Genomic DNA, 17,461 nt, shown 5'->3' on the forward strand with positions numbered 1-17,461 from the left:
TGACGGTGGGGAGCAAGCGCCCTATCCCACTTGCGCTTCCAGGGATGATCTCATTCCAACTTCGTCACCCCGGGCTTGACCCGGGGTCCCGCTGATCTTCGGGATCGACCGCACCCCGCTTTCCCGCTCCTTGCCCTTTCAGGTGACGGGCGCCGCGTCTGGCGCTAGGGGGATGGCATGAACCAGACCGACACAGATCAAGCCCAGAGCGATCAGGACACCGCCGCCCGCATCGAGGAGGCCCGCCGGATCTTTTCCGGGCCGATCAGCTTCCTCAAATCCGCGCCGGGGCTGAACTTCCTGCCGCCAGCGGATGTGCCGGAGGTCGCCTTTGCCGGGCGTTCCAATGTCGGCAAGTCCTCGCTCATCAATGCGCTGACCAACCGCAATGGCCTTGCGCGCACATCCAACACGCCGGGGCGCACGCAGGAGCTCAATTTCTTCGACGTGGGCGAGCCGCTGCGCTTCCGTCTCGTGGATATGCCCGGCTATGGCTATGCCAAGGCGCCCAAGGATGTGGTGAAGCAGTGGCGCTTCCTCGTGAACGATTTCCTGCGCGGGCGTGCCGTCCTCAAGCGCGCGCTGGTGCTGGTCGATGCCCGCCACGGCCTCAAGGATGTCGACCGCACGCTGCTCGACATGCTGGATGAAGCAGCGGTGAGCTACCGTATGGTGCTGACCAAGGCCGACAAGGTGAAGGCGACCGACCTCGCTGTCGTCACCGAGCAAACCGCGGCAGAAGTACGCAAGCGCCCGGCGGCCCATCCGCAGATCATCCCGACATCGAGCGAGAAGGGCATGGGCCTGCCGGAGTTGCGCGCGGCGGTGATTGAGGCACTCGACTGAGGGCTGGCGGCGGGGGCTGGGCGCGGCATCTCAGGGATGCCGTTCGCGCTATTGGCCCCCTCCTGCCGCAACATGGCTTATGTCGGGCGTCTCCATCGCGCCGAGCGCCTTCGAGCATTGCAGGCGATAGTGCAGGCAGCTCTCAGCCCAATACCAGCCTATCGCCCTGCAAATCCAAAAGACCTGGCCGCTGACGGTCAAAGCCGAGAATCCCCCGTTTCACCTCTGGCAGCCGCTTCAAATGTCGTCGCTTATATCGTCCGCGTCGAGACTCGGGGGGGCGGGTCAGACATTTCGAGCCGTCAGATCACTTGGAAAACTCTCGCTTGCGGTCGACGGGCGTAACCGGACCGCGCCGCCATTTTTGGACCAGGGCATCGGCACGCGTCTCATAATAATCGGCCGGGCCGCCCCCGCGCGACACCGGCACGGCATGGGTGGTCTGATAGATGCCGTCGAGGATGCAGTCCTGATTGATGTGCACATGCACGACCTGGCCGAACACCACCCGGAAGTCGCTGGGGACGCCATCCAGATCCTTAAGGTGGATGATCTCGGTCACCTTGCATTCGAACTGGGCGGGACTCGCCGCCACGCGGGGCGGCGCGACATCGATCGAGGCGATCTTCTCGATCCCCGCCATCTCGAACTCGTCGACCTCGGGCCCCACCTCGTCCCCGGTCAGGATCATCACGTCGGTGACATCGCGGCCAACCAAGTTCCAAACGAATTCACCGGTTTCTCGCGCATTGCGGACGCTGTCTTTCTCCCCACCCGAGGAGAAGCCGATGATCAGCGGGCGGTAGCTGGCGATGTTGAACAGGCTGAACGGAGCGAGATTCGCGACCCCCTCGGCGCTGACCGTGCTGATCCAGCCGATCGGGCGGGGCGCGACGATCGCGTTGGCCGGCTGGTGCTTGAGACGATGGCCCTCGGCCGGGCGATAGGAGTGAAATTCTCTCATGATGGCGCAGGTCCCTTGGCAAGCTTCACTATGCCGGAATTATTTCCGGTTTCTGACTCGCTAGGCCTATAAGGCGTGTCTGCGCTTCCGTCTAAGATATTTTCGCGGGGTGTGATTGGAGGCCGCATTCACGACATTTCGCCCGCCACGCGGTTTTGCGAGGCGGGCCGATAGCGGCAACGATGCAGGACGGCCCTAAGCCAACCGGTCTAATCGCGCTGCATCGCCCGACCCATGCGGGCGAAGGCGGCGTTCATTTTCTCGGCCAGCGCTTCCTCTACGCCGGTGTCGATCAGCGCCTGCGCCATCGCTTGCGTCCATTGCCGGGTTTCCACATCGCCAAAGCCGATCTGGCGATGCGCGGACATGATGCAGGCGCCGGGCTTTTGCGTGAACCAGTCGCGTGGGCCGCCGAGCCAGGCGGTGAGGAACCCGGTCAGCGATTCCCGCATCGGCGCGAGATCGGGCTCGTGAATCGCCCGCAATTCGGCAAAGCGCGGGTCCTGCTCCATGAGATCATAGAAGCGCTCGACCAGCGCGCGCACGGCCGGCGTGCCGCCGATCTCGTCATAGGGCAGCGGCGCGGGGTCGGGTGGGGATGCTTCGGCGGTGGTCGATTGGGTCATTCGGCGTGGCTCATGGCGCAGGGCTCCTCATCATGAGGCTTGCATGTCAGGGCCGGCGCCGCGTCGCCTTGCGCTGGATCAAGCCGCGGAGGGATCGCCTGGTGCGCAACCTGGTGCGCAACCTGGTGCCCAGCCGGGGGACGCGAGCGTGAAACCGGCAAAGTCGAAACCCGGGGTGACGATGCACGAGACAAGCGCCCAGCCTCGGCCGGCCGCGGCGGCCTGCCAGTGGTGCGGGGCGATGACATGCTGCGGGATCTCGCCCGCCAGCACATCGCCGCCGAGGCGTAGGGCTGTCACCGGGCCTTCGTCGCCCGGCGCGGTGGAGAGGCTGAGCGCGTGGCCAGCGTGCCAGAGCCAGGTCTCGCTCGCATCCACCTTGTGCCAATGGGAGCGCTGCCCGGCCTCGAGCAGGAAATAGATCGCCGTCGCCCCGGCGCGTTCGCCGGGCATGGCCTCAGCCCGCCAGGTCTCGCGATACCATCCGCCTTCCGGATGCGGCTGGAGAGCGAGGCGGTCGATAAGGGCGCGGGCGGTGGGATCGGTCATGAAATCATTATGAGACACCATTATATTACTGGGCAAGAAATCTCGATTGCCCGCATTCCAGATTGGCGATAACGCCGTGTTGAAACAGGAGTTTAGGGGGGATCATGAGGGGGTATCGTGCTTTTGCGCGCCGTTGTCTGGCGCTCGGAATTCTTGCAGCATTACCGGCCGAGCCGGTGCTGGCGCAGGGGACGGTCCTGGTGCCGGTCGGCGGCGACAATCCGCCTCCCGTCCCGCAGTCGCCGCCTGTCGACCCCGATGACAGGCCGGAAGACATCGCCAAGGACGCTGCTCGCGACCTTAAGGACACGCGCTTCTACAACAAGCCCGGCGCAACCCGGGCGGACTATGACCGGGACTGGCAGGAATGCCGCCTGATCGCACGCGGATCGCGTACACCTGCGGGGACCGTCCCGTATTATTATAACCCCGCAGTCATTTCTCCACTTGCTGCGGGTATTGGGGGCGGGCTTGGCGGACTGATCGGCGGCATGATCGTGCAAGGCGAGCAGCGGCGGGCCAATCGGCGCCAGTGCCTGCTCATTCGCGGCTGGCGGTTGGTGGAGGTGCCCAAGTCGCAGCAAGAGAGCCTGCTCGCAATGGGCGATGCACAGCGTGACGCCTATTTTGGCGGGATCGTGGGTGCGCAGACGGTTGAAGGCGAGGTGACCACGCGCACGAGCTTTACGCAGGTCGAAGATCCGGCACTAACCCTGGACGCGCCGACTGCCGGGCCTGGCAGCCTGTTCGCGGGCAAAAAGATCGATCCAGGGGCGGCTATTGCGCTGGGAGAGAATGAGGGGCTGGTCGTCCTGGCATTTCGCCGTCCGATGGTCGCGAGCGCAGGACGCTCAGCCAGCGTCAGTCTCGCCCGCTACGATGTAGAAAAGCAGGATCTGGTCTACCAGCCGCGCGACTGGAAGAAAACGGGCGATGGCACCACCTATCGCCTCAATATCGCCAGCGCGGACAAGAAGCAGAACTATGAGGTCCAACTTATCCGAGTCACTGCCGGCGATTATGCGCTGGACAGCATGGTGGCTGGCCCTGCGGTTGCCACCAGCAGCAATTGCTTTGGTGCTCCCCGTCTACATGTGGCGCCGGGCTCGGTTGTCTATGCGGGCGATTTCGTGCCTGTCATGGGCGCAAGCCTTTCGACTGGCCAGAAGGTGCAGAGCGCCATATTCTGGACAAGCAACATCGAGCAGGCGCGAACGGTGATCTCCGCGCGCCACGCCGATCTTGCGGCTCGCATGGCTGCGGCGCAGTGGCACAATCAGGCCACCTACGCCTGTTCTGCGGTGACGATGGACCGCTATGATCTGCCAGAGCGCGCCCTCGCGTCCTTTCCCGACTCGTTCGGCCCGACTGCGGCGTCCGAATCTGTCGAGCCCGTGGGTGCTCCCGAGATACCTGCGGTACCGCCCTCTGCCGAAATGGCTTCTGTCGCAGCGTCACAGTAGAAGGGGTGTCGTCCCGCTTGACCGCGCGGTCCCGCGCCAGGAAGGGTGGGGCGCGACCATGACGTCCCTCTATCGCCTCGATGCCAGTGCCGCGCAGATCGGCGCGGCGCTCCATGCGGATGCCGGTGAGGACCCGTGGCCGGGAGGCTATATGACGCCGGGGCGCTATGGGCCGGTGATCGTGCATGGGCGCGATGGCGTGCGCCGGCTGGTGCCGCGGCTATGGGGCGTGCCGCCGCCGCCGGCCGCGGCTCTGACGGGCGGCGCGCCGGTCGCGCATGTGCGCAATGTCGAGAGTCCGTTCTGGGTCGGCACGCTGCGGCATACGGAGTTCCGCTGCCTGGTGCCGGTTACCAGCTTTCAGCTCTGGTCGCAGGCGCCTAATCCACGCACCGGCAAGCGCGTCGCGCATCGTTTCTCGCTGCCGGATGCGGCGATCTTCGCGTTCGCGGGCATCTGGCGGGACAGCGAGGTGGCGAGTTTTGCGCTGCTGACCTGCGAGCCGAACCGGCTGGTCGCCTCGGTCAACCCGCGCACCATGCCGGTGATCCTCCACGCTGAAGATCATGGCCGCTGGCTGCGCGCGGACTGGAAAGAGGCGCAGCGGCTGGTTGCGCCTTATCCCTCGCAGGCGATGACGATGGATGAGGCGGGGCCGCGCTAGACAGTCCCCTTCGTCATTCCCGCGAACGCGGGAATCCAGAAGCCAGCGGAACTGCCCATGCGCCCCTGGATTCCCGCGTTCGCGGGAATGACGAGAGAGGAGGTCGGGACGCTCGCCAATGCCGCCCTTCGGCTACTTCGTTTGTGTTGCGTACAAATAGGGTGCAACCTACACTATGCGCCACCGGCGACGAGTCCGTGCTTGCGCCGCAGAGACAAGAGGAGAGGCCCATGGCCAGGATCATCGGCGGTTTCGCCGTTTCGCACACGCCGACCATCGCGTTCGCCAAGGATGCGAACAAGCAGACCGATCCCGTCTGGGCGCCGATCTTCGAGGGATTCGAGCCGGTCAAGCAATGGCTGGCGGACGAGAAGCCCGATGTGATCCTGTATGTCTACAACGACCACATGACCTCCTTCTTCACCCATTACTCGCATTTCGCGCTGGGCATTGGCGAGGCGTATGAGCCGGCGGACGAAGGCGGCGGCAAGCGCGATCTGCCCGCGATCAAGGGCGATCCGGACCTTGCCAAGCACATCGCCGAGTGCATGGTCGCTGACGAGTTCGATCTGGCCTATTGGCAGGGCATGGGGCTGGACCATGGCGCCTTCTCGCCGCTTTCGGTCCTGCTGCCTCACGAGAATGGCTGGCCCTGCCGCCTTGTGCCGCTGCAGTGCGGCGTGCTTCAGCATCCGATCCCCAAGGCGCGCCGCTTCTGGAAGTTCGGCCGCTCGCTGCGCCGCGCGATCCAGAGCTATCCCAGGGACATCAAGGTCGCGATCGCGGGCACGGGCGGGCTTTCCCATCAGGTCCATGGCGAGCGCTGCGGGTTCAACAACACCGCCTGGGACATGGAGTTCATGGAGAAGCTCACCAACGATCCCGAATCACTGCTCGACGCGACGGTGACCGATCTCGCCAAGCTCGGCGGCTGGGAAGGCGCCGAGGTGGTGATGTGGCTGCTGATGCGCGGCGCGCTCTCCGAACAGGTCGAGAAGCTGCACCAGAGCTACTTCCTCCCGTCAATGACGGCCATCGCGACGATGCTGTTCAAGGATTTGGGCGATCCGGTGCCGCCGGCCGAGACCGATGAGCAACTGCGTGCCCGCGCGTCCCGCGAGCTGGCGGGCGTCGAGGCGATCGAAGGGACCTATCCTTTCACCATTGACCGCGCGGTCAAGGGCTTCCGCATCAACCACTTCCTCCACCGCCTGATCGAGCCGGAGTTCCGCAAGCGGTTTGTCGAGGATCAGGAAGGGCTGTTTGCCGAGTCGGATTTGAGCGAGGAAGAGAAGGAGCTGATCCGCAGCCGCAACTGGATCGGCATGATCCATTACGGCGTCATCTTCTTCATGCTGGAGAAAATGGCCGCGGTGCTCGGCATCGGCAATATCGACGTTTATGCCGCCTTCAAGGGCCTGAGCGTTCCCGATTTCCAGAAGACCCGCAATGCCGCAATCACCTATTCGGTGGCCGGCAAACAATAAGGGGCGCGCCGCGGATGCTTTGTGAGAGGGCGGCGGACCTTGGTTTGCCGCCCTTTCTCACGGGGTATCTGACAGCCTGCCGCATTTGCGCCACACCATATCGACCTTCGCCCGGACGGCGACAAAGTAGATTGCAAACTAACAGAATCTGATGAATAGATAGCTCCCTAACAACGATAATTTGTCTGGGAGACTTTGCAATGAAGAGATCTGCGCGCGTGCTGCGTCAGCACGCCTGTTTCGCGGCCCTCGCCACCGTCCTCGCTTTCCCTGCTTTCGCGCAGGACAGCGCCCCCCAAAGCGATAGAGCAGATGCAAGCGACGAGGCCATCGTGGTCACCGGATCGCGCATCGCCTCCGGTTTCGACCGGCCGACCCCCGTGGCGGTTCTGGGCGCTGAGCGACTGGAAACACGCGGCATCACCAATCTCGGCGATGCGCTGAACGAACTGCCTGCCTTCCGCGCGACCAACTCACCGGCCTCGACCGGTCTGGGCGCGGCGGGCGGCTATGTCGGCGGTCGCATCCTCGATCTTCGTGGTCTGGGCGCGGTGCGCACGCTGACCCTCGTCGACGGCAAGCGCTTCGTGCCGTCCACCACGCAGGCGACAGTCGACACCAACATGATCCCCTCGATCATGCTCCAGCGTGCCGAGGTCGTCACGGGCGGCGCGTCCGCCGTCTATGGTTCGGACGCCGTGTCCGGCGTCGTCAACCTGCTCATCGACAAGGCGTTCACGGGCTACAAGGCCAATGCCCAAGTCGGCTTTTCGCAATATGGCGACAATTTCACCACCCAGTTCGGCGCGGCCGGCGGTTGGCAGATCGGCGAGACGCTGCATCTGCTCGTGGGCGGCGAATATGAAAAGGCGGAGGGTGTGGAAAGCTGCCCCTCGCGCGACTGGTGCGCCAATGGCTTCATCAACATCAGCCGCAATCCCGGCGTGACGAGCCTGCCCGCCAACAACATCCTGGCGGGCGTCTACCCCTGGACGGCGCCCTATAACGGTATCACCACGCCGCCGAGCTCCGCTTATGCCGGCCGCCTCGTCCCGGCTCTCCGCGCGATCGACGGCATCGGCTTCCGCGCCGACGGCACGCCGTTCCGCACCACGCAGGGCACGCTGGCCAACAACCTCTATCAGCTTGGCGGCACCAATGATGGGCCGGGCGAGAACATCTATTTCGATTTCCCGATCGTCTCGCCGACCAAGCGCTATAACGCCATGGCGTTCGCCACGTGGGAAGCCACGCCGGCCCTGACGATGGAGTTCGGCTTCAACTACGGTCATGGCGAAGGGCGCCACCGCGCGGTGCCGTATCGCAATACGGCCATCACCATCCAGCGCGACAACCCGTTCATTCCGACCTCCGGCAATCCCGCGCTGGACCTGCGCACCATCATGGATGCTAATGGCCTCACCAGCTTCACGCTGGGCAAGGGCTTCAAGGATATTGGCCCGGGCCAGCTGGTCGTGAAGAACGATGTCTATCGCGCCGTCGCGTCCGCCAAATATGAGATTTCGCCCAACTGGTCGGCGGACATCTATTATCAGTTCGGCCGCAACGAGTTCCGCAGCGACATCACGGGTGGCACGATCACCTCGCGCATTCTCAAGGCGCTCGACGCGGTGGCCGGGCCCGGCGGGGCGCCGGTGTGCCGGGTGAATGCCGATGCCAGCACAACCAATAACGACCCTGCCTGCGTGGCCCTCAATCCCTTCGGCTCCGGCCAAGGCGCCACCTTCGCGGCGGCCAAGGCCTATGTCACGGCCGATGCCTTCCAGACCAACATCACCACCCAGCATGTCGTCGCTGCCAACGTCACCGGCTCGCTGTTCGATCTGCCCGCCGGGCCGCTCGGCGTCGCCGTGGGCGCGGAATATCGCAGCGACAGCGTCAGCGGCGATGCCGATGCCAATTCCAAGGCGCTGGCCTTCTTCACCGGCAACGGATCGGTCATCTCGGGCAAGATTCAGGTGGTCGAGGCTTATGGTGAGGCCGAAGTGCCGATCCTGCGCGACACGGCGTTCTTCCGCGAACTGAGCCTGAACGGCGCCGTCCGCCGGACCCACTACAAGCGGTCCAGCGACTTCTTCCCGAGCAGCACGGTCAATGTGACCACATGGAAGGTGGGCGGCGTCTGGGCGCCCGTCGATGCGGTCCGCTTCCGCGTCACCAAGTCCCGCGACATCCGCGCGCCCAACGTCTCGGAACTGTTCGGCCCGATCACGAGTGCGTCCGGCATTCTCAACGATCCGGCGCGTGGCGGTCAGCAGACGGTCGTGCCGATCACGCTGGGCTCCAACCCCAATCTGCGGCCGGAAAAGGCGGACACGTTCACCGCTGGCATCGTCTTGCAGCCAAGCGGTGGGATGCTCGGGCGGTTCCGGGCGTCGGTCGATTATTATGACATCAAGATCAAGGATGCGATCAGCACGCTCGGCCAGCAGAACATCGTGACGCGCTGCTCGCAGGGCGATACGCTGAGCTGCTCGCTGGTCACGCGCGATGGTGGTGCGGCCAATGGCGTCATCACCAATGTTCGCGACGTGGTTCAGAACGTCAACCAGCTCAACGCGCGCGGCATCGACATGGAGCTGAACTATCGCCAGCCGGTCGGCGCGGCCAGCGCAGTCAACCTGTCCGTCATGGCCAGCCATGTCATCGATCTGGTGACCGTGGACGCCGTGGGGCCGGTCGAACGGGCCGGCCAGACGGGTCTGCGCGGCGGTACGCCTCCGGGCATCCCCGACTGGACGGTTGACGCGACCGTGGGCCTCGACCTGGGTGAGCTGTTCTCGCTCTCCACCCATGTTCGCTGGATCAACAAGGGCTTCTACAACGCGGCGTTCATCGGCGCCGAGCAGCCCGGCTATGTGATCACGGCCTCCAGCAGTTCCAGCACCAACGCCATGCCATCGCGCACCTATGTCGACATGATGGGCACGGTGAAGGTGCCGGTCGGCGGCGATAACAAGTTGAGCGTCTATTTCGGCGTGGACAATGTGTTCAATGTCGATCCGCCGAACTTCCCCGGTGCGAACGGCAGCGGTAACAACGTGCTCTTCAACCCGGTTGGGCGCATGTACAAGGCCGGCATCCGCACGTCCTTCTGATCCCCCTGCCGTGCCGGGCGCGTTTCGTCCGGCACGGCACCCTTTGGCGCACAGGCCGGCCGACGGATCGCTCTTGACGGAGCGGGTGCAGGTGCGGGAGGTCTGCTGGAACGGCACGTAAGGGAGAATGATGGTCGACAAGGCTCCGTCCGCACAGGGTTCCACCAGCGAAGAGGACGCGGCGACATCGCGCAGCCTTCCGCGATTTGGCGGTTTTCCCATTGAGGATGCCACGCGACATCTCTCCAATTTCTACGCCGGGGCCAAGCACGACGAGCGGACCGTCACCTTTTTCCGGACCACGCGCGCGCTGGTCGTCGCGGCACGGCGCTGGCGCAAGCTTGCCAATGACAAGGTCCGCAGTGTTGGGCAAAGCATGGCGCGGTGGGAGACGATGTATCTGCTCGCCTGCGCCCGCGACGACCTCTCCCAGCGCGAACTGGCCCAACTGATCGGCGTCGAAGGGCCGACCATGGCCCATATGCTCAACACGCTGGAACGCGACGGCCTGATCGAACGCGCGCAGAGCCAGGTCGACCGCCGGGTCGTCCACAACCGGATCACCGAAAAAGGGCTGGCCGCCACGCGAGACATCATGGCGATCACCAATGATTTGCGCGCGGACATCCTGCGGGACATTCCACCTGAGAAGCTGGCCATTGCGCTGGAGGTCCTGGAACAGGTCCACGCCCGGCTGGACGATTACTGCTGAGGCGCGGTCATGCGGCTGGTTACGGCCGTCCCGTTGTGGCCTCTTCCTTCAGCGAGAACAGCACCGGCCATTCCCAGGCGCCCCGGCAGACCGGCATGGAGCGGGCTTCCGTCAGCCGAAAGCGGGTGCCATCCCAGCGGTAGGTCTCCGCCGTGCCGCAGTCGCCAAGGCCCCGGCCCTTGGCGAAGCTGGAGAGTTCACCACGTGAAGGATTCCAGCGGGCATTCATGATCAGCGGCGGGGCGCTGGCATCGCCGGTGAAGCCGGGCAGATGATCGAACGGGGCGAAGGCAATCGTCCGGTTGCCGGGCTCGCCGCTCGCGATCAGCGGGACGGCGCTCACATTATATGCGCCCGCATCGCAGGGCAGCAGCAGCAGGACATGCCCCGCATCGAGCGTATGGAGATCGGGCTGGCGACTGCTCTCCAGCCCACTCTCGCACTGCGCCAGGCGCTGGGCGGTGGCTTGCTCTTGCGGCGTGAGCGCAGGCGTCGCGGTTTCGGCGAGGAGCGGGATCGTCTTGGGCAGCACGGGGTCGGCCGGCAGGGCGCGCGCCATGTCGGCCGGGCCATCACCGATGGCGGCCAGCGCGCCGCGGCTGCCGATGCGGCCCTGCTGCTCATCCATATAGCGCAGTGCCGCTGCGACGCCTTGCAGCGACGGGGCGCCGATGACCGTCCGGTTGCGATCGTACAGCTCGAACACGTAGCTGGAGCCCATGGACCGCACGACCTCCAGCGCGGTCTGGCCATCAAGCGCAATCGTGTCGCCATCGACCTTCTGCCGCATGCGGCGCGTGCCATCGATCATGAAATCGACCCGATCGCGCAGCCGGTCGGCCAGCAGCACGCGCAGGCTGGTGGCGCCTGCGGGGCCGCCATCGCGGTGAATGAGGACCAGCAGCCGGTTGGGCGTATCCACCCCTTCCGGATTCAGCGATACCGCACTGCAGGACAGGCGATTGTCGCACCCCACGGCCCAGTTGTCGAAAACACGCAGACGACCAAGCACCGGTTCTGCCACAACGGGCGCGGTCGAGAGGACAGACCCCGACGTCTGCTCGCCGCGCGGCGGGGCAGCGGGCGCGACCGTTGCCAGGCCCGTGAGAGCCAGCGCGCCCATGCGCAGAAGCCGTGAAATCCTTGTCATTCCGCCAGTCATAATGCAGTTGAAGCCAATGGTGTAGCGCCAAGCTGCATGTGTTGCGACAGCCCGTGGTCAGCAAGCCGGGCCAAGTGGATCGAAAGGACACAGATATGCGCAGAATCGCTGTGATCGGCGCCGGCCAGATGGGCGCGGGCATTGCGCAGGTGAGCGCTCAGGCCGGCATGGATGTGCTGCTGCGCGATATCGATCTCGCGCGTGCGGAAAAGGGCAAGTCCGGCATCGAGAAGCGACTCGCGCGCGCCGTGGAGAATGGCAAGCTGGAGCAGGCGGATGCGCAGGCGGCGCTGGCACGGATCACACCCGTGGTGGCGCTCGATGATGTCGCCGGGTGCGATCTGGTAATCGAGGCCGCGACCGAGCGGGAGGACATCAAGCGCGCAATCTTCGCGGAGGTGGGCGCGGTTCTGGCGCCGGATGCGATCCTCGCGACCAACACCTCGTCCATTCCGATCACGCGGCTCGCGCAGGCGGCGCCCGATCCGGCGCGGTTCATTGGCGTGCATTTCTTCAATCCTGTGCCGGTGATGGCGCTGGTGGAGGTCATTCGCGGCCTCGCTACCTCGCCACAGACGGTGCAGGCGGTGGAGGCCTATGCACAGGCGCTGGGCAAGGAGGTCGTCCATGCGTTCGACGCGCCGGGGTTCATCGTCAACCGCATCCTGCTGCCGATGCTGAACGAGGCGATCTTCGCGCTCGGCGAGGGCGTGGCCAGCGTGAGGGATATCGATAACGCGATCAAACTGGGCCTCAACCACCCCATGGGTCCACTGACTTTGGCCGATTTCGTGGGCCTCGATACCTGTCTGGAGATCTGCAAGGTGCTGCAGGACACCACGGGCGATCCCAAATTCCGGCCCGCGCCGCTGCTCGTCAAGTATGTCGAAGCCGGCTGGCTGGGGCGCAAGACGGGCAGGGGCTTCTACGATTATGCCGGCGACGAGCCCGTGCCGACGCGGTGAAAGGCCTTTCGGGGCGCGCGCTGGCCGCACAGCAAGGAGCCCCGTGTCCGCAGACACGAGGCTCCCGCTCCCACATCGTAAAGGCTGTGCTTAGCTGAAGCTGATCGCCATGTTGGGGCGGCGTGCGCGCAGCGTGCGGCCGATCGCAGCGAAACCGATGATCATCATTGCCCAGGTGGCCGGCTCCGGCACGGCGGGCTTGACGGTGTAGAACAGCAGGTCCTGCTTGCTGCTGTTGGTCGCGACCCAGAAATCCAGATTGCTGTTAATCGTGCCCTTGTTGGCAAGGTAGGAATTGGCGGTGTTGATCAGCGTGGACTCGCCTTGGCTCGCCCATTCGAGCTCGAAGTAACCGGCGCCCAGGTTCTTCGAGTTGCTCGTTTCGTAACGAGTCTCCCAGAGCGCCAGTTGCAGGGCAGCGGACTGAGTCTTGTCGCCACCGGCGTAGTTGCTGACCAGCGAGGCGACATCATTGTAGAGCGCGCCACCGAGATAGTTGCTCAGCGACACGACATTGAACGTGCCGGTGCTCGAGTTCTGGGTGACTTCGAGGCAGTAAGCTAGGAAGTTGACCGCCTTGCCGTCCCATGTGCCGGAGATATTCTGGGGCGAGAACGAGCCGTCGTATGAGGTGCTGCTCCAGCCCGAACCAATGCTCACCTCGCCGCTCGGGCTGCTATACTGCGTCGAGAGGCTGTTGATGACGAAGGTGCTCGCGTTCGCGGCAGTTGCGGAGGCGATAGCGGCTGCACCGGCAGCGAGAGCGATAAGCGTTTTCTTCACGGCGATGTTCCCTTCAAAAGTCCTGAAGCCGGTGTGAAGGAATACATCTCGATACAAAATGGCATTAACTACGATTGGACGCTCGTTAACTTCGATTATCGCGAAATAATCAGGGAATTCTGAGGGGAAATTTTAAGAGATTTAGTTAATGCCCCAAATGGGGTCATTAACTACGATGAGCGTTTATAAGACGCTACATTTGCGAGTGGTTTGAGGCTGCGAATCGGGAAACAATGAAGGGGCGGCGGCGCCGCTGCCGCATTTCACGATCGTCACGCCGGGCTTGACCCGGGGTCCAGCTGGCCTTCTTGCGAAGAAGGCGTGCCGCTTGAAACGTCCGAACACGGAAAGCCGCAATGTATTTGGCGATGCGTGCGAAAGAAAAGCTGGACCCCGGGTCAGCCCGGGGTGACGGTGAGGGGGCTCAATTTCCCCTGATGTTCTCGCCGCCCTCATCGCCGGCATCCTCGGCCTGCGCCGCTGCGAGGTCCTGCAGCAGGGCGTCCACATCGAGCGGCTGGCTGCGGTCGTGCGCCTCGATGCGATCGCGCAGGCCCTGTGCCCACGTCGCGCTGGGGCCGCCGTGCGGATCGAACGCTAGCGGACCGAGGTTGATCAGCGCGTCATCATAGCGCTGGTCCCGCAGCAGCTGCATCACCAGCATCGTACGGAGATTCTGGTCGAACGGCGCCAGCACCACGGCGCGCTCCAGCCCGGCCACCGCATTCTCCGTCGGGCGCCGGCCCTGCTCAAGGAAGCTGCGGTAGAAATATTGCAGGGGCAGGGGATGATTATTCTCGATCCTGTTGAGCTCGATGAACGGGCGTCGCGCTTCGGCATAGGCAGCGCTGGCGTCGGGGGCGGACTCCGCCTTGCGGAACAGCGCCTTTCCTTTCGCCAGATAGGCGCTCACCTGCCGGTCATCGAGAGCGAGGGCGGTGTTGGCAGCGGCAAGGGCAGCATCCTCATGACCCGCTTCCAGCTCGGCTTCGGCCAGCGTGGCGTGCAGCGCGGCATCGTTCGGATAGCGCGGCGCCAGAGCGCGCAAGTCCGCCACCAGCGTCTCCAGTTCCTCGGGCGAGGGACGGTTCTTGAGCTCGATCCGCAGCGGCATGGCCGCCGCTTCGCCCGCGCTCAGCGCGCGGACCGAGACGGGGCCGGGCTTGAGTGTGGCGGCAGGGAGCTCCAGATAGGTCATCCGGCTCTGTCCCAGATATTTGTCCAGATCCCGCTGCAGGGCATTGAGATCGCCAAATGCGCCTGTCGCCGCGTCAGTAAGGCTTTTGCCACTGCGCAGCAGGCGCAGATAGATCGCCAGTTGCCCGGGACGCTCCTTGCTGAACGTGAGGTAATGATAAAGCAGCCAGCTCCGCCCGTAGAAGGCAGCGCCCTGGGAGGCGGATTTCGGATAATGGCCCGAATTGAGGATTTGCGCGACCGGGATGACATCGCCGTACATCAGGTCGCCGGCGCGGTGCCGCGCTGGCATCCCCAGGCCGACATTGCCGTTCTTGCGGAATTGGGCAGAGGCGAAGAACTCGGCGGCTCCCTCCGAGAACCAGAGCGGCATGCCGTAGCTGCTGGTCGAGATCAGATAATGGTGCGCATATTCGTGCAGCAAAGCGAGCATCGGCATATCGAGCGTGGTGTTGCTGGTCTTTACCCGGGGGACGATGGCGAAGGCGTCGCCCGCGCGCGGCACGTAGAACGCGTAGGTATATTTGCTGTCCCCGCCCTGCAGCCTGCGCACGTCCTTGTCGCTGCGCACGACATAGACTGTCACGCGGTTGGACGGGCTGGGCGGCTCCATCTCAACCGAGAGCACATAGCCCATGGCATGGTGGAAGCGTTCGAGCTGGTCGGAGAATTGCTTGATCTCCTCCGGTTTCTGGTCGGCATAGATGACGAAATTCTCGCTGGAGGCTTCCAGCCAGGCCGCTTGCGCAGGCGGTGCCATGGTCGCAAAGAACAGTGCGGCCCATGCTAACAGTTTGATCGGCATTGCTATTCATCTCCCCCACGGCCGGACGCTAGGCAGGCGCGCGAGGGACGACAAGGGTGAAATGAGGCTGTCCGCGATGCACGATGTCTTTTTTAGAGCAACCCTCGCCACCAATATGCCGCCCGCACGTTGCGCGGGGATGAAACTGCGTATCCATGCCGCGATCGATTATGCGCTGCCCCAGCCGACCGATCTCATCCTCCATATCGAAGCGGCGCATCTGCCCGAGCAGACGGTGTCCGACGCCCGGCTGGACCTGAGCGTGCTCGATCATTTCGCGCGTGTCGCCGCGCACGACCATATCGGCGAGCGTGTGCTGATGCGCGCGCAGGGGCAGCTGAAGGCGGATTATCATGCGACGGTAGAGATCCACCGCCTGCTGGCCGATGTGAGCGGGCTGGAGGCGCTGCCCCCGCACATGCTGCCGGGCGAGGCCGTGCAGTATCTGCTCGATTCCCATTATTGCCCCGGCAGCCAGTTCATCAGCTTTGTCGGCGAGACGTTCGGCGATCTGCAGGGCGGGCAGCGCGTGGCGGCGATCCGGGATTATGTCAGCGGACATTTCCATTATCTGCCCGGCGTCAGCACGCCCGAAACGACGGCGCTGCAGACCTTCGTGCGCCGGCAGGGCGTCTGCCGCGATTTCGCCCATATGGTGATCGCGCTCGCCCGCGCCTCCTGCATCCCCGCCCGCTTCGCCAGCGTTTATGCGCCCAATGTCACCCCGCAGGACTTCCACGCGGTCGCCGAGGTCTTCCTGGATGGCAGCTGGCATCTGGTCGATGCGACCGGCATGGCCACGGAAGGGGAGATGGCCAAGATCGGCATCGGTCGGGATGCGGCGGACGTGGCCTTCCTCACCTCCTTCGGCCCGGTCATCATGAACAGTCAGACGGTCGAGGTTGAGGTAGTCGAGCAATAAAGCCGGCGTCCCGGCTCAGGCCGGCTCAGGGCGCCGCATTGCCCTTGAAAGGATGCGCATCGGACCAGGCACAGCCCGAGCGCAGTGCATCGCCGATCTGGAGCGTGGCCACGAACGGGTAGGTGCGGTCGGACATGCCGTCCGAACAATCGCCCGGCGTCAGCGTCATAGTGAAGGGCGCCGCGCTCAGCGTGCCGCTCCACGAGAGACCGCCGCGCCCATCGAACCGCTCCACCGCGATCCGCTCGCCCTTGGGTGTCTCGGGCGTTTCATAGACCAGCGTCTTGCCGGCGACCTGGCCACCCCAGAACGGTTCAGTGCCCGTGAAGCGCACGGTCTCGTTCGCCGCAATCTCCGAATAAGGGCGATTATCGTCGCGATTGCCCGGCACATTGGGCTCATCGCCATGCGACTGGCAACCGGCGAGCAGCAGCGCGAGGGGCAGCGCCCGGACGATGTTGAGGGTGACGGCGTCGATCATGCCTTCCCTCTGCGCCCGCTATGCTTTGCGGGCAAGCGCTTTGCGATGCGGGCGGGCTATCATGGTCGGGCAGGTCGGGGAGAGATGGAGCGCACGCCCGATCCATCACTGTGAGCGGATCAATCGATTGGCATTTGCGAGTGGTTCTCAATAAATGGTCAGCCACCCCGCTGCCGTCCCCGGCGCGCGGAATGAGATTGAGGACTGCCATGCCCCGTGACCTGACCAAGACGCTGACCTATCTGGCCGTTCACCTGACCGTGGGGTTCACGGTGGCATATCTGCTCACCGGATCGCTGGCGATGGCTGGCGGCATCGCGCTCATCGAGCCAGCGGTGAACGCGGTGGCGTTCTTCTTCCATGAGAAGGCCTGGAAGGCGGCGGATGCCCGCGCGGCGGCGGCTCCAGCAGCGGTTCCGGGCGCTGCGTTCGATACGCGCATGGCGGCGGTGCGCTGGGGGTGATCGTCCGACGGACAGGCGATCCGCGAATAAACGCGCTTTTGCAGGGCGACAGGCGTAGGATGCGCGCTGCGGGCTGATGCGCTCGTGAACCCGAGAGGAACGCCAATGGCCAAGGGCCAGAAAAAGTCGAACAAGGAAGTCCGCAAGCCGAAGGCGGAAAAGCCGCCCAAGCAAAATGCGTCCCAGCCCAGCCAGAAGACCGGCGTGGTCAAGGGGCTGGAGAATATGCGGAACAGCTAAGGTCAGGCGCGC

General features: G+C 64.5%; 17 protein-coding genes. 10 read left to right on the top strand and 7 right to left on the bottom strand.

Annotated features, from left to right (window positions below; translation table 11 throughout):
- Window positions 1-177 precede the first annotated feature (177 nt).
- Window positions 178-846, top strand: a complete 669-nt coding sequence (yihA, locus tag M2336_RS06880) for a ribosome biogenesis GTP-binding protein YihA/YsxC (protein WP_264574428.1) — start codon at window positions 178-180, stop codon at window positions 844-846.
- Window positions 847-1,153: 307 nt separating this feature from the next.
- On the opposite strand, the gene M2336_RS06885 is transcribed toward yihA, so the two are convergent.
- The 3 genes from M2336_RS06885 to M2336_RS06895 form a co-directional block, all read right to left on the bottom strand.
- Window positions 1,154-1,810, bottom strand: a complete 657-nt coding sequence (locus M2336_RS06885; RefSeq protein WP_264574429.1) for a flavin reductase family protein — start codon at window positions 1,808-1,810, stop codon at window positions 1,154-1,156.
- A 209-nt stretch (window positions 1,811-2,019) separates the two neighbouring features.
- A complete protein-coding gene (locus tag M2336_RS06890; RefSeq protein ID WP_264574430.1) occupies window positions 2,020-2,436 on the bottom strand; it encodes a group II truncated hemoglobin in 417 nt (138 codons plus the stop codon).
- Between the two features lie 78 nt (window positions 2,437-2,514).
- Entirely contained in the window at window positions 2,515-2,985 is a 471-nt protein-coding gene (locus tag M2336_RS06895; RefSeq protein WP_264574431.1) for a cupin domain-containing protein, read from the bottom strand.
- 104 nt (window positions 2,986-3,089) lie between these two features.
- On the opposite strand from M2336_RS06895, the gene M2336_RS06900 reads away from it, so the two are divergent.
- From M2336_RS06900 to M2336_RS06920, 5 genes are all read left to right on the top strand, one after another.
- A complete protein-coding gene (locus M2336_RS06900) occupies window positions 3,090-4,448 on the top strand; it encodes a hypothetical protein (protein WP_264574432.1) in 1,359 nt (452 codons plus the stop codon).
- A gap of 58 nt (window positions 4,449-4,506) precedes the next feature.
- Window positions 4,507-5,112, top strand: a complete 606-nt coding sequence (locus M2336_RS06905) for an SOS response-associated peptidase (protein WP_264574433.1) — start codon at window positions 4,507-4,509, stop codon at window positions 5,110-5,112.
- A 230-nt stretch (window positions 5,113-5,342) separates the two neighbouring features.
- Complete coding sequence (locus M2336_RS06910; protein WP_264574434.1) at window positions 5,343-6,599, top strand: gallate dioxygenase; 1,257 nt, start codon at window positions 5,343-5,345, stop codon at window positions 6,597-6,599.
- 200 nt (window positions 6,600-6,799) lie between these two features.
- Window positions 6,800-9,718 (top strand): TonB-dependent receptor domain-containing protein, encoded by a 2,919-nt coding sequence (locus tag M2336_RS06915; RefSeq protein ID WP_264574435.1) that lies wholly within the window; start codon window positions 6,800-6,802, stop codon window positions 9,716-9,718.
- 130 nt (window positions 9,719-9,848) lie between these two features.
- Complete coding sequence (locus M2336_RS06920; RefSeq protein ID WP_264574436.1) at window positions 9,849-10,430, top strand: MarR family winged helix-turn-helix transcriptional regulator; 582 nt, start codon at window positions 9,849-9,851, stop codon at window positions 10,428-10,430.
- A 19-nt stretch (window positions 10,431-10,449) separates the two neighbouring features.
- Here the strand turns inward: M2336_RS06920 and M2336_RS06925 are convergent, their stop codons facing one another.
- Window positions 10,450-11,580, bottom strand: coding sequence for a DUF1176 domain-containing protein (locus M2336_RS06925; RefSeq protein ID WP_264592743.1), 1,131 nt, complete (start codon window positions 11,578-11,580; stop codon window positions 10,450-10,452).
- A gap of 107 nt (window positions 11,581-11,687) precedes the next feature.
- Here M2336_RS06925 and M2336_RS06930 point away from each other — a divergent pair, with 107 nt between their 5' ends.
- A complete protein-coding gene (locus M2336_RS06930; RefSeq protein WP_264574438.1) occupies window positions 11,688-12,557 on the top strand; it encodes a 3-hydroxybutyryl-CoA dehydrogenase in 870 nt (289 codons plus the stop codon).
- 90 nt (window positions 12,558-12,647) lie between these two features.
- On the opposite strand, the gene M2336_RS06935 is transcribed toward M2336_RS06930, so the two are convergent.
- Together M2336_RS06935 and M2336_RS06940 are read right to left on the bottom strand one after the other, a co-directional pair.
- The gene (locus M2336_RS06935) at window positions 12,648-13,340 is read right to left on the bottom strand and encodes a PEPxxWA-CTERM sorting domain-containing protein (protein WP_264576565.1); all 693 of its coding nucleotides are present in this window, start codon (window positions 13,338-13,340) and stop codon (window positions 12,648-12,650) included.
- A gap of 424 nt (window positions 13,341-13,764) precedes the next feature.
- A complete protein-coding gene (locus tag M2336_RS06940) occupies window positions 13,765-15,342 on the bottom strand; it encodes a hypothetical protein (RefSeq protein ID WP_264574440.1) in 1,578 nt (525 codons plus the stop codon).
- Between the two features lie 139 nt (window positions 15,343-15,481).
- Between M2336_RS06940 and M2336_RS06945 the strand changes: the two genes are divergently transcribed.
- Entirely contained in the window at window positions 15,482-16,264 is a 783-nt protein-coding gene (locus M2336_RS06945) for a transglutaminase-like domain-containing protein (protein ID WP_264574441.1), read from the top strand.
- 25 nt (window positions 16,265-16,289) lie between these two features.
- Here M2336_RS06945 and M2336_RS06950 read toward each other — a convergent pair whose 3' ends face one another.
- Window positions 16,290-16,745, bottom strand: a complete 456-nt coding sequence (locus M2336_RS06950; RefSeq protein ID WP_264574442.1) for a COG3650 family protein — start codon at window positions 16,743-16,745, stop codon at window positions 16,290-16,292.
- Window positions 16,746-16,954: 209 nt separating this feature from the next.
- On the opposite strand from M2336_RS06950, the gene M2336_RS06955 reads away from it, so the two are divergent.
- Window positions 16,955-17,209 (top strand): DUF2061 domain-containing protein, encoded by a 255-nt coding sequence (locus M2336_RS06955; RefSeq protein WP_264574443.1) that lies wholly within the window; start codon window positions 16,955-16,957, stop codon window positions 17,207-17,209.
- 105 nt (window positions 17,210-17,314) lie between these two features.
- Complete coding sequence (locus tag M2336_RS06960) at window positions 17,315-17,449, top strand: hypothetical protein (RefSeq protein WP_264572020.1); 135 nt, start codon at window positions 17,315-17,317, stop codon at window positions 17,447-17,449.
- Window positions 17,450-17,461: the final 12 nt, after the last annotated feature.

Source organism: Sphingobium sp. B1D7B, assembly GCF_025961965.1.
Classification (GTDB): Bacteria; Pseudomonadota; Alphaproteobacteria; order Sphingomonadales; family Sphingomonadaceae; genus Sphingobium.

Bases quoted from the DNA above. Each gene is read 5' to 3' on its own strand.
- yihA (WP_264574428.1), top strand. From the start codon at position 178: ATGAACCAGACCGACACAGATCAAGCCCAGAGCGATCAGGACACCGCC.
- M2336_RS06885 (WP_264574429.1), bottom strand. From the start codon at position 1,810: ATGAGAGAATTTCACTCCTATCGCCCGGCCGAGGGCCATCGTCTCAAG.
- M2336_RS06890 (WP_264574430.1), bottom strand. From the start codon at position 2,436: ATGACCCAATCGACCACCGCCGAAGCATCCCCACCCGACCCCGCGCCG.
- M2336_RS06895 (WP_264574431.1), bottom strand. From the start codon at position 2,985: ATGACCGATCCCACCGCCCGCGCCCTTATCGACCGCCTCGCTCTCCAG.
- M2336_RS06900 (WP_264574432.1), top strand. From the start codon at position 3,090: ATGAGGGGGTATCGTGCTTTTGCGCGCCGTTGTCTGGCGCTCGGAATT.
- M2336_RS06905 (WP_264574433.1), top strand. From the start codon at position 4,507: ATGACGTCCCTCTATCGCCTCGATGCCAGTGCCGCGCAGATCGGCGCG.
- M2336_RS06910 (WP_264574434.1), top strand. From the start codon at position 5,343: ATGGCCAGGATCATCGGCGGTTTCGCCGTTTCGCACACGCCGACCATC.
- M2336_RS06915 (WP_264574435.1), top strand. From the start codon at position 6,800: ATGAAGAGATCTGCGCGCGTGCTGCGTCAGCACGCCTGTTTCGCGGCC.
- M2336_RS06920 (WP_264574436.1), top strand. From the start codon at position 9,849: ATGGTCGACAAGGCTCCGTCCGCACAGGGTTCCACCAGCGAAGAGGAC.
- M2336_RS06925 (WP_264592743.1), bottom strand. From the start codon at position 11,580: ATGACAAGGATTTCACGGCTTCTGCGCATGGGCGCGCTGGCTCTCACG.
- M2336_RS06930 (WP_264574438.1), top strand. From the start codon at position 11,688: ATGCGCAGAATCGCTGTGATCGGCGCCGGCCAGATGGGCGCGGGCATT.
- M2336_RS06940 (WP_264574440.1), bottom strand. From the start codon at position 15,342: ATGCCGATCAAACTGTTAGCATGGGCCGCACTGTTCTTTGCGACCATG.
- M2336_RS06945 (WP_264574441.1), top strand. From the start codon at position 15,482: ATGAAACTGCGTATCCATGCCGCGATCGATTATGCGCTGCCCCAGCCG.
- M2336_RS06950 (WP_264574442.1), bottom strand. From the start codon at position 16,745: ATGATCGACGCCGTCACCCTCAACATCGTCCGGGCGCTGCCCCTCGCG.
- M2336_RS06955 (WP_264574443.1), top strand. From the start codon at position 16,955: ATGCCCCGTGACCTGACCAAGACGCTGACCTATCTGGCCGTTCACCTG.
- M2336_RS06960 (WP_264572020.1), top strand. From the start codon at position 17,315: ATGGCCAAGGGCCAGAAAAAGTCGAACAAGGAAGTCCGCAAGCCGAAG.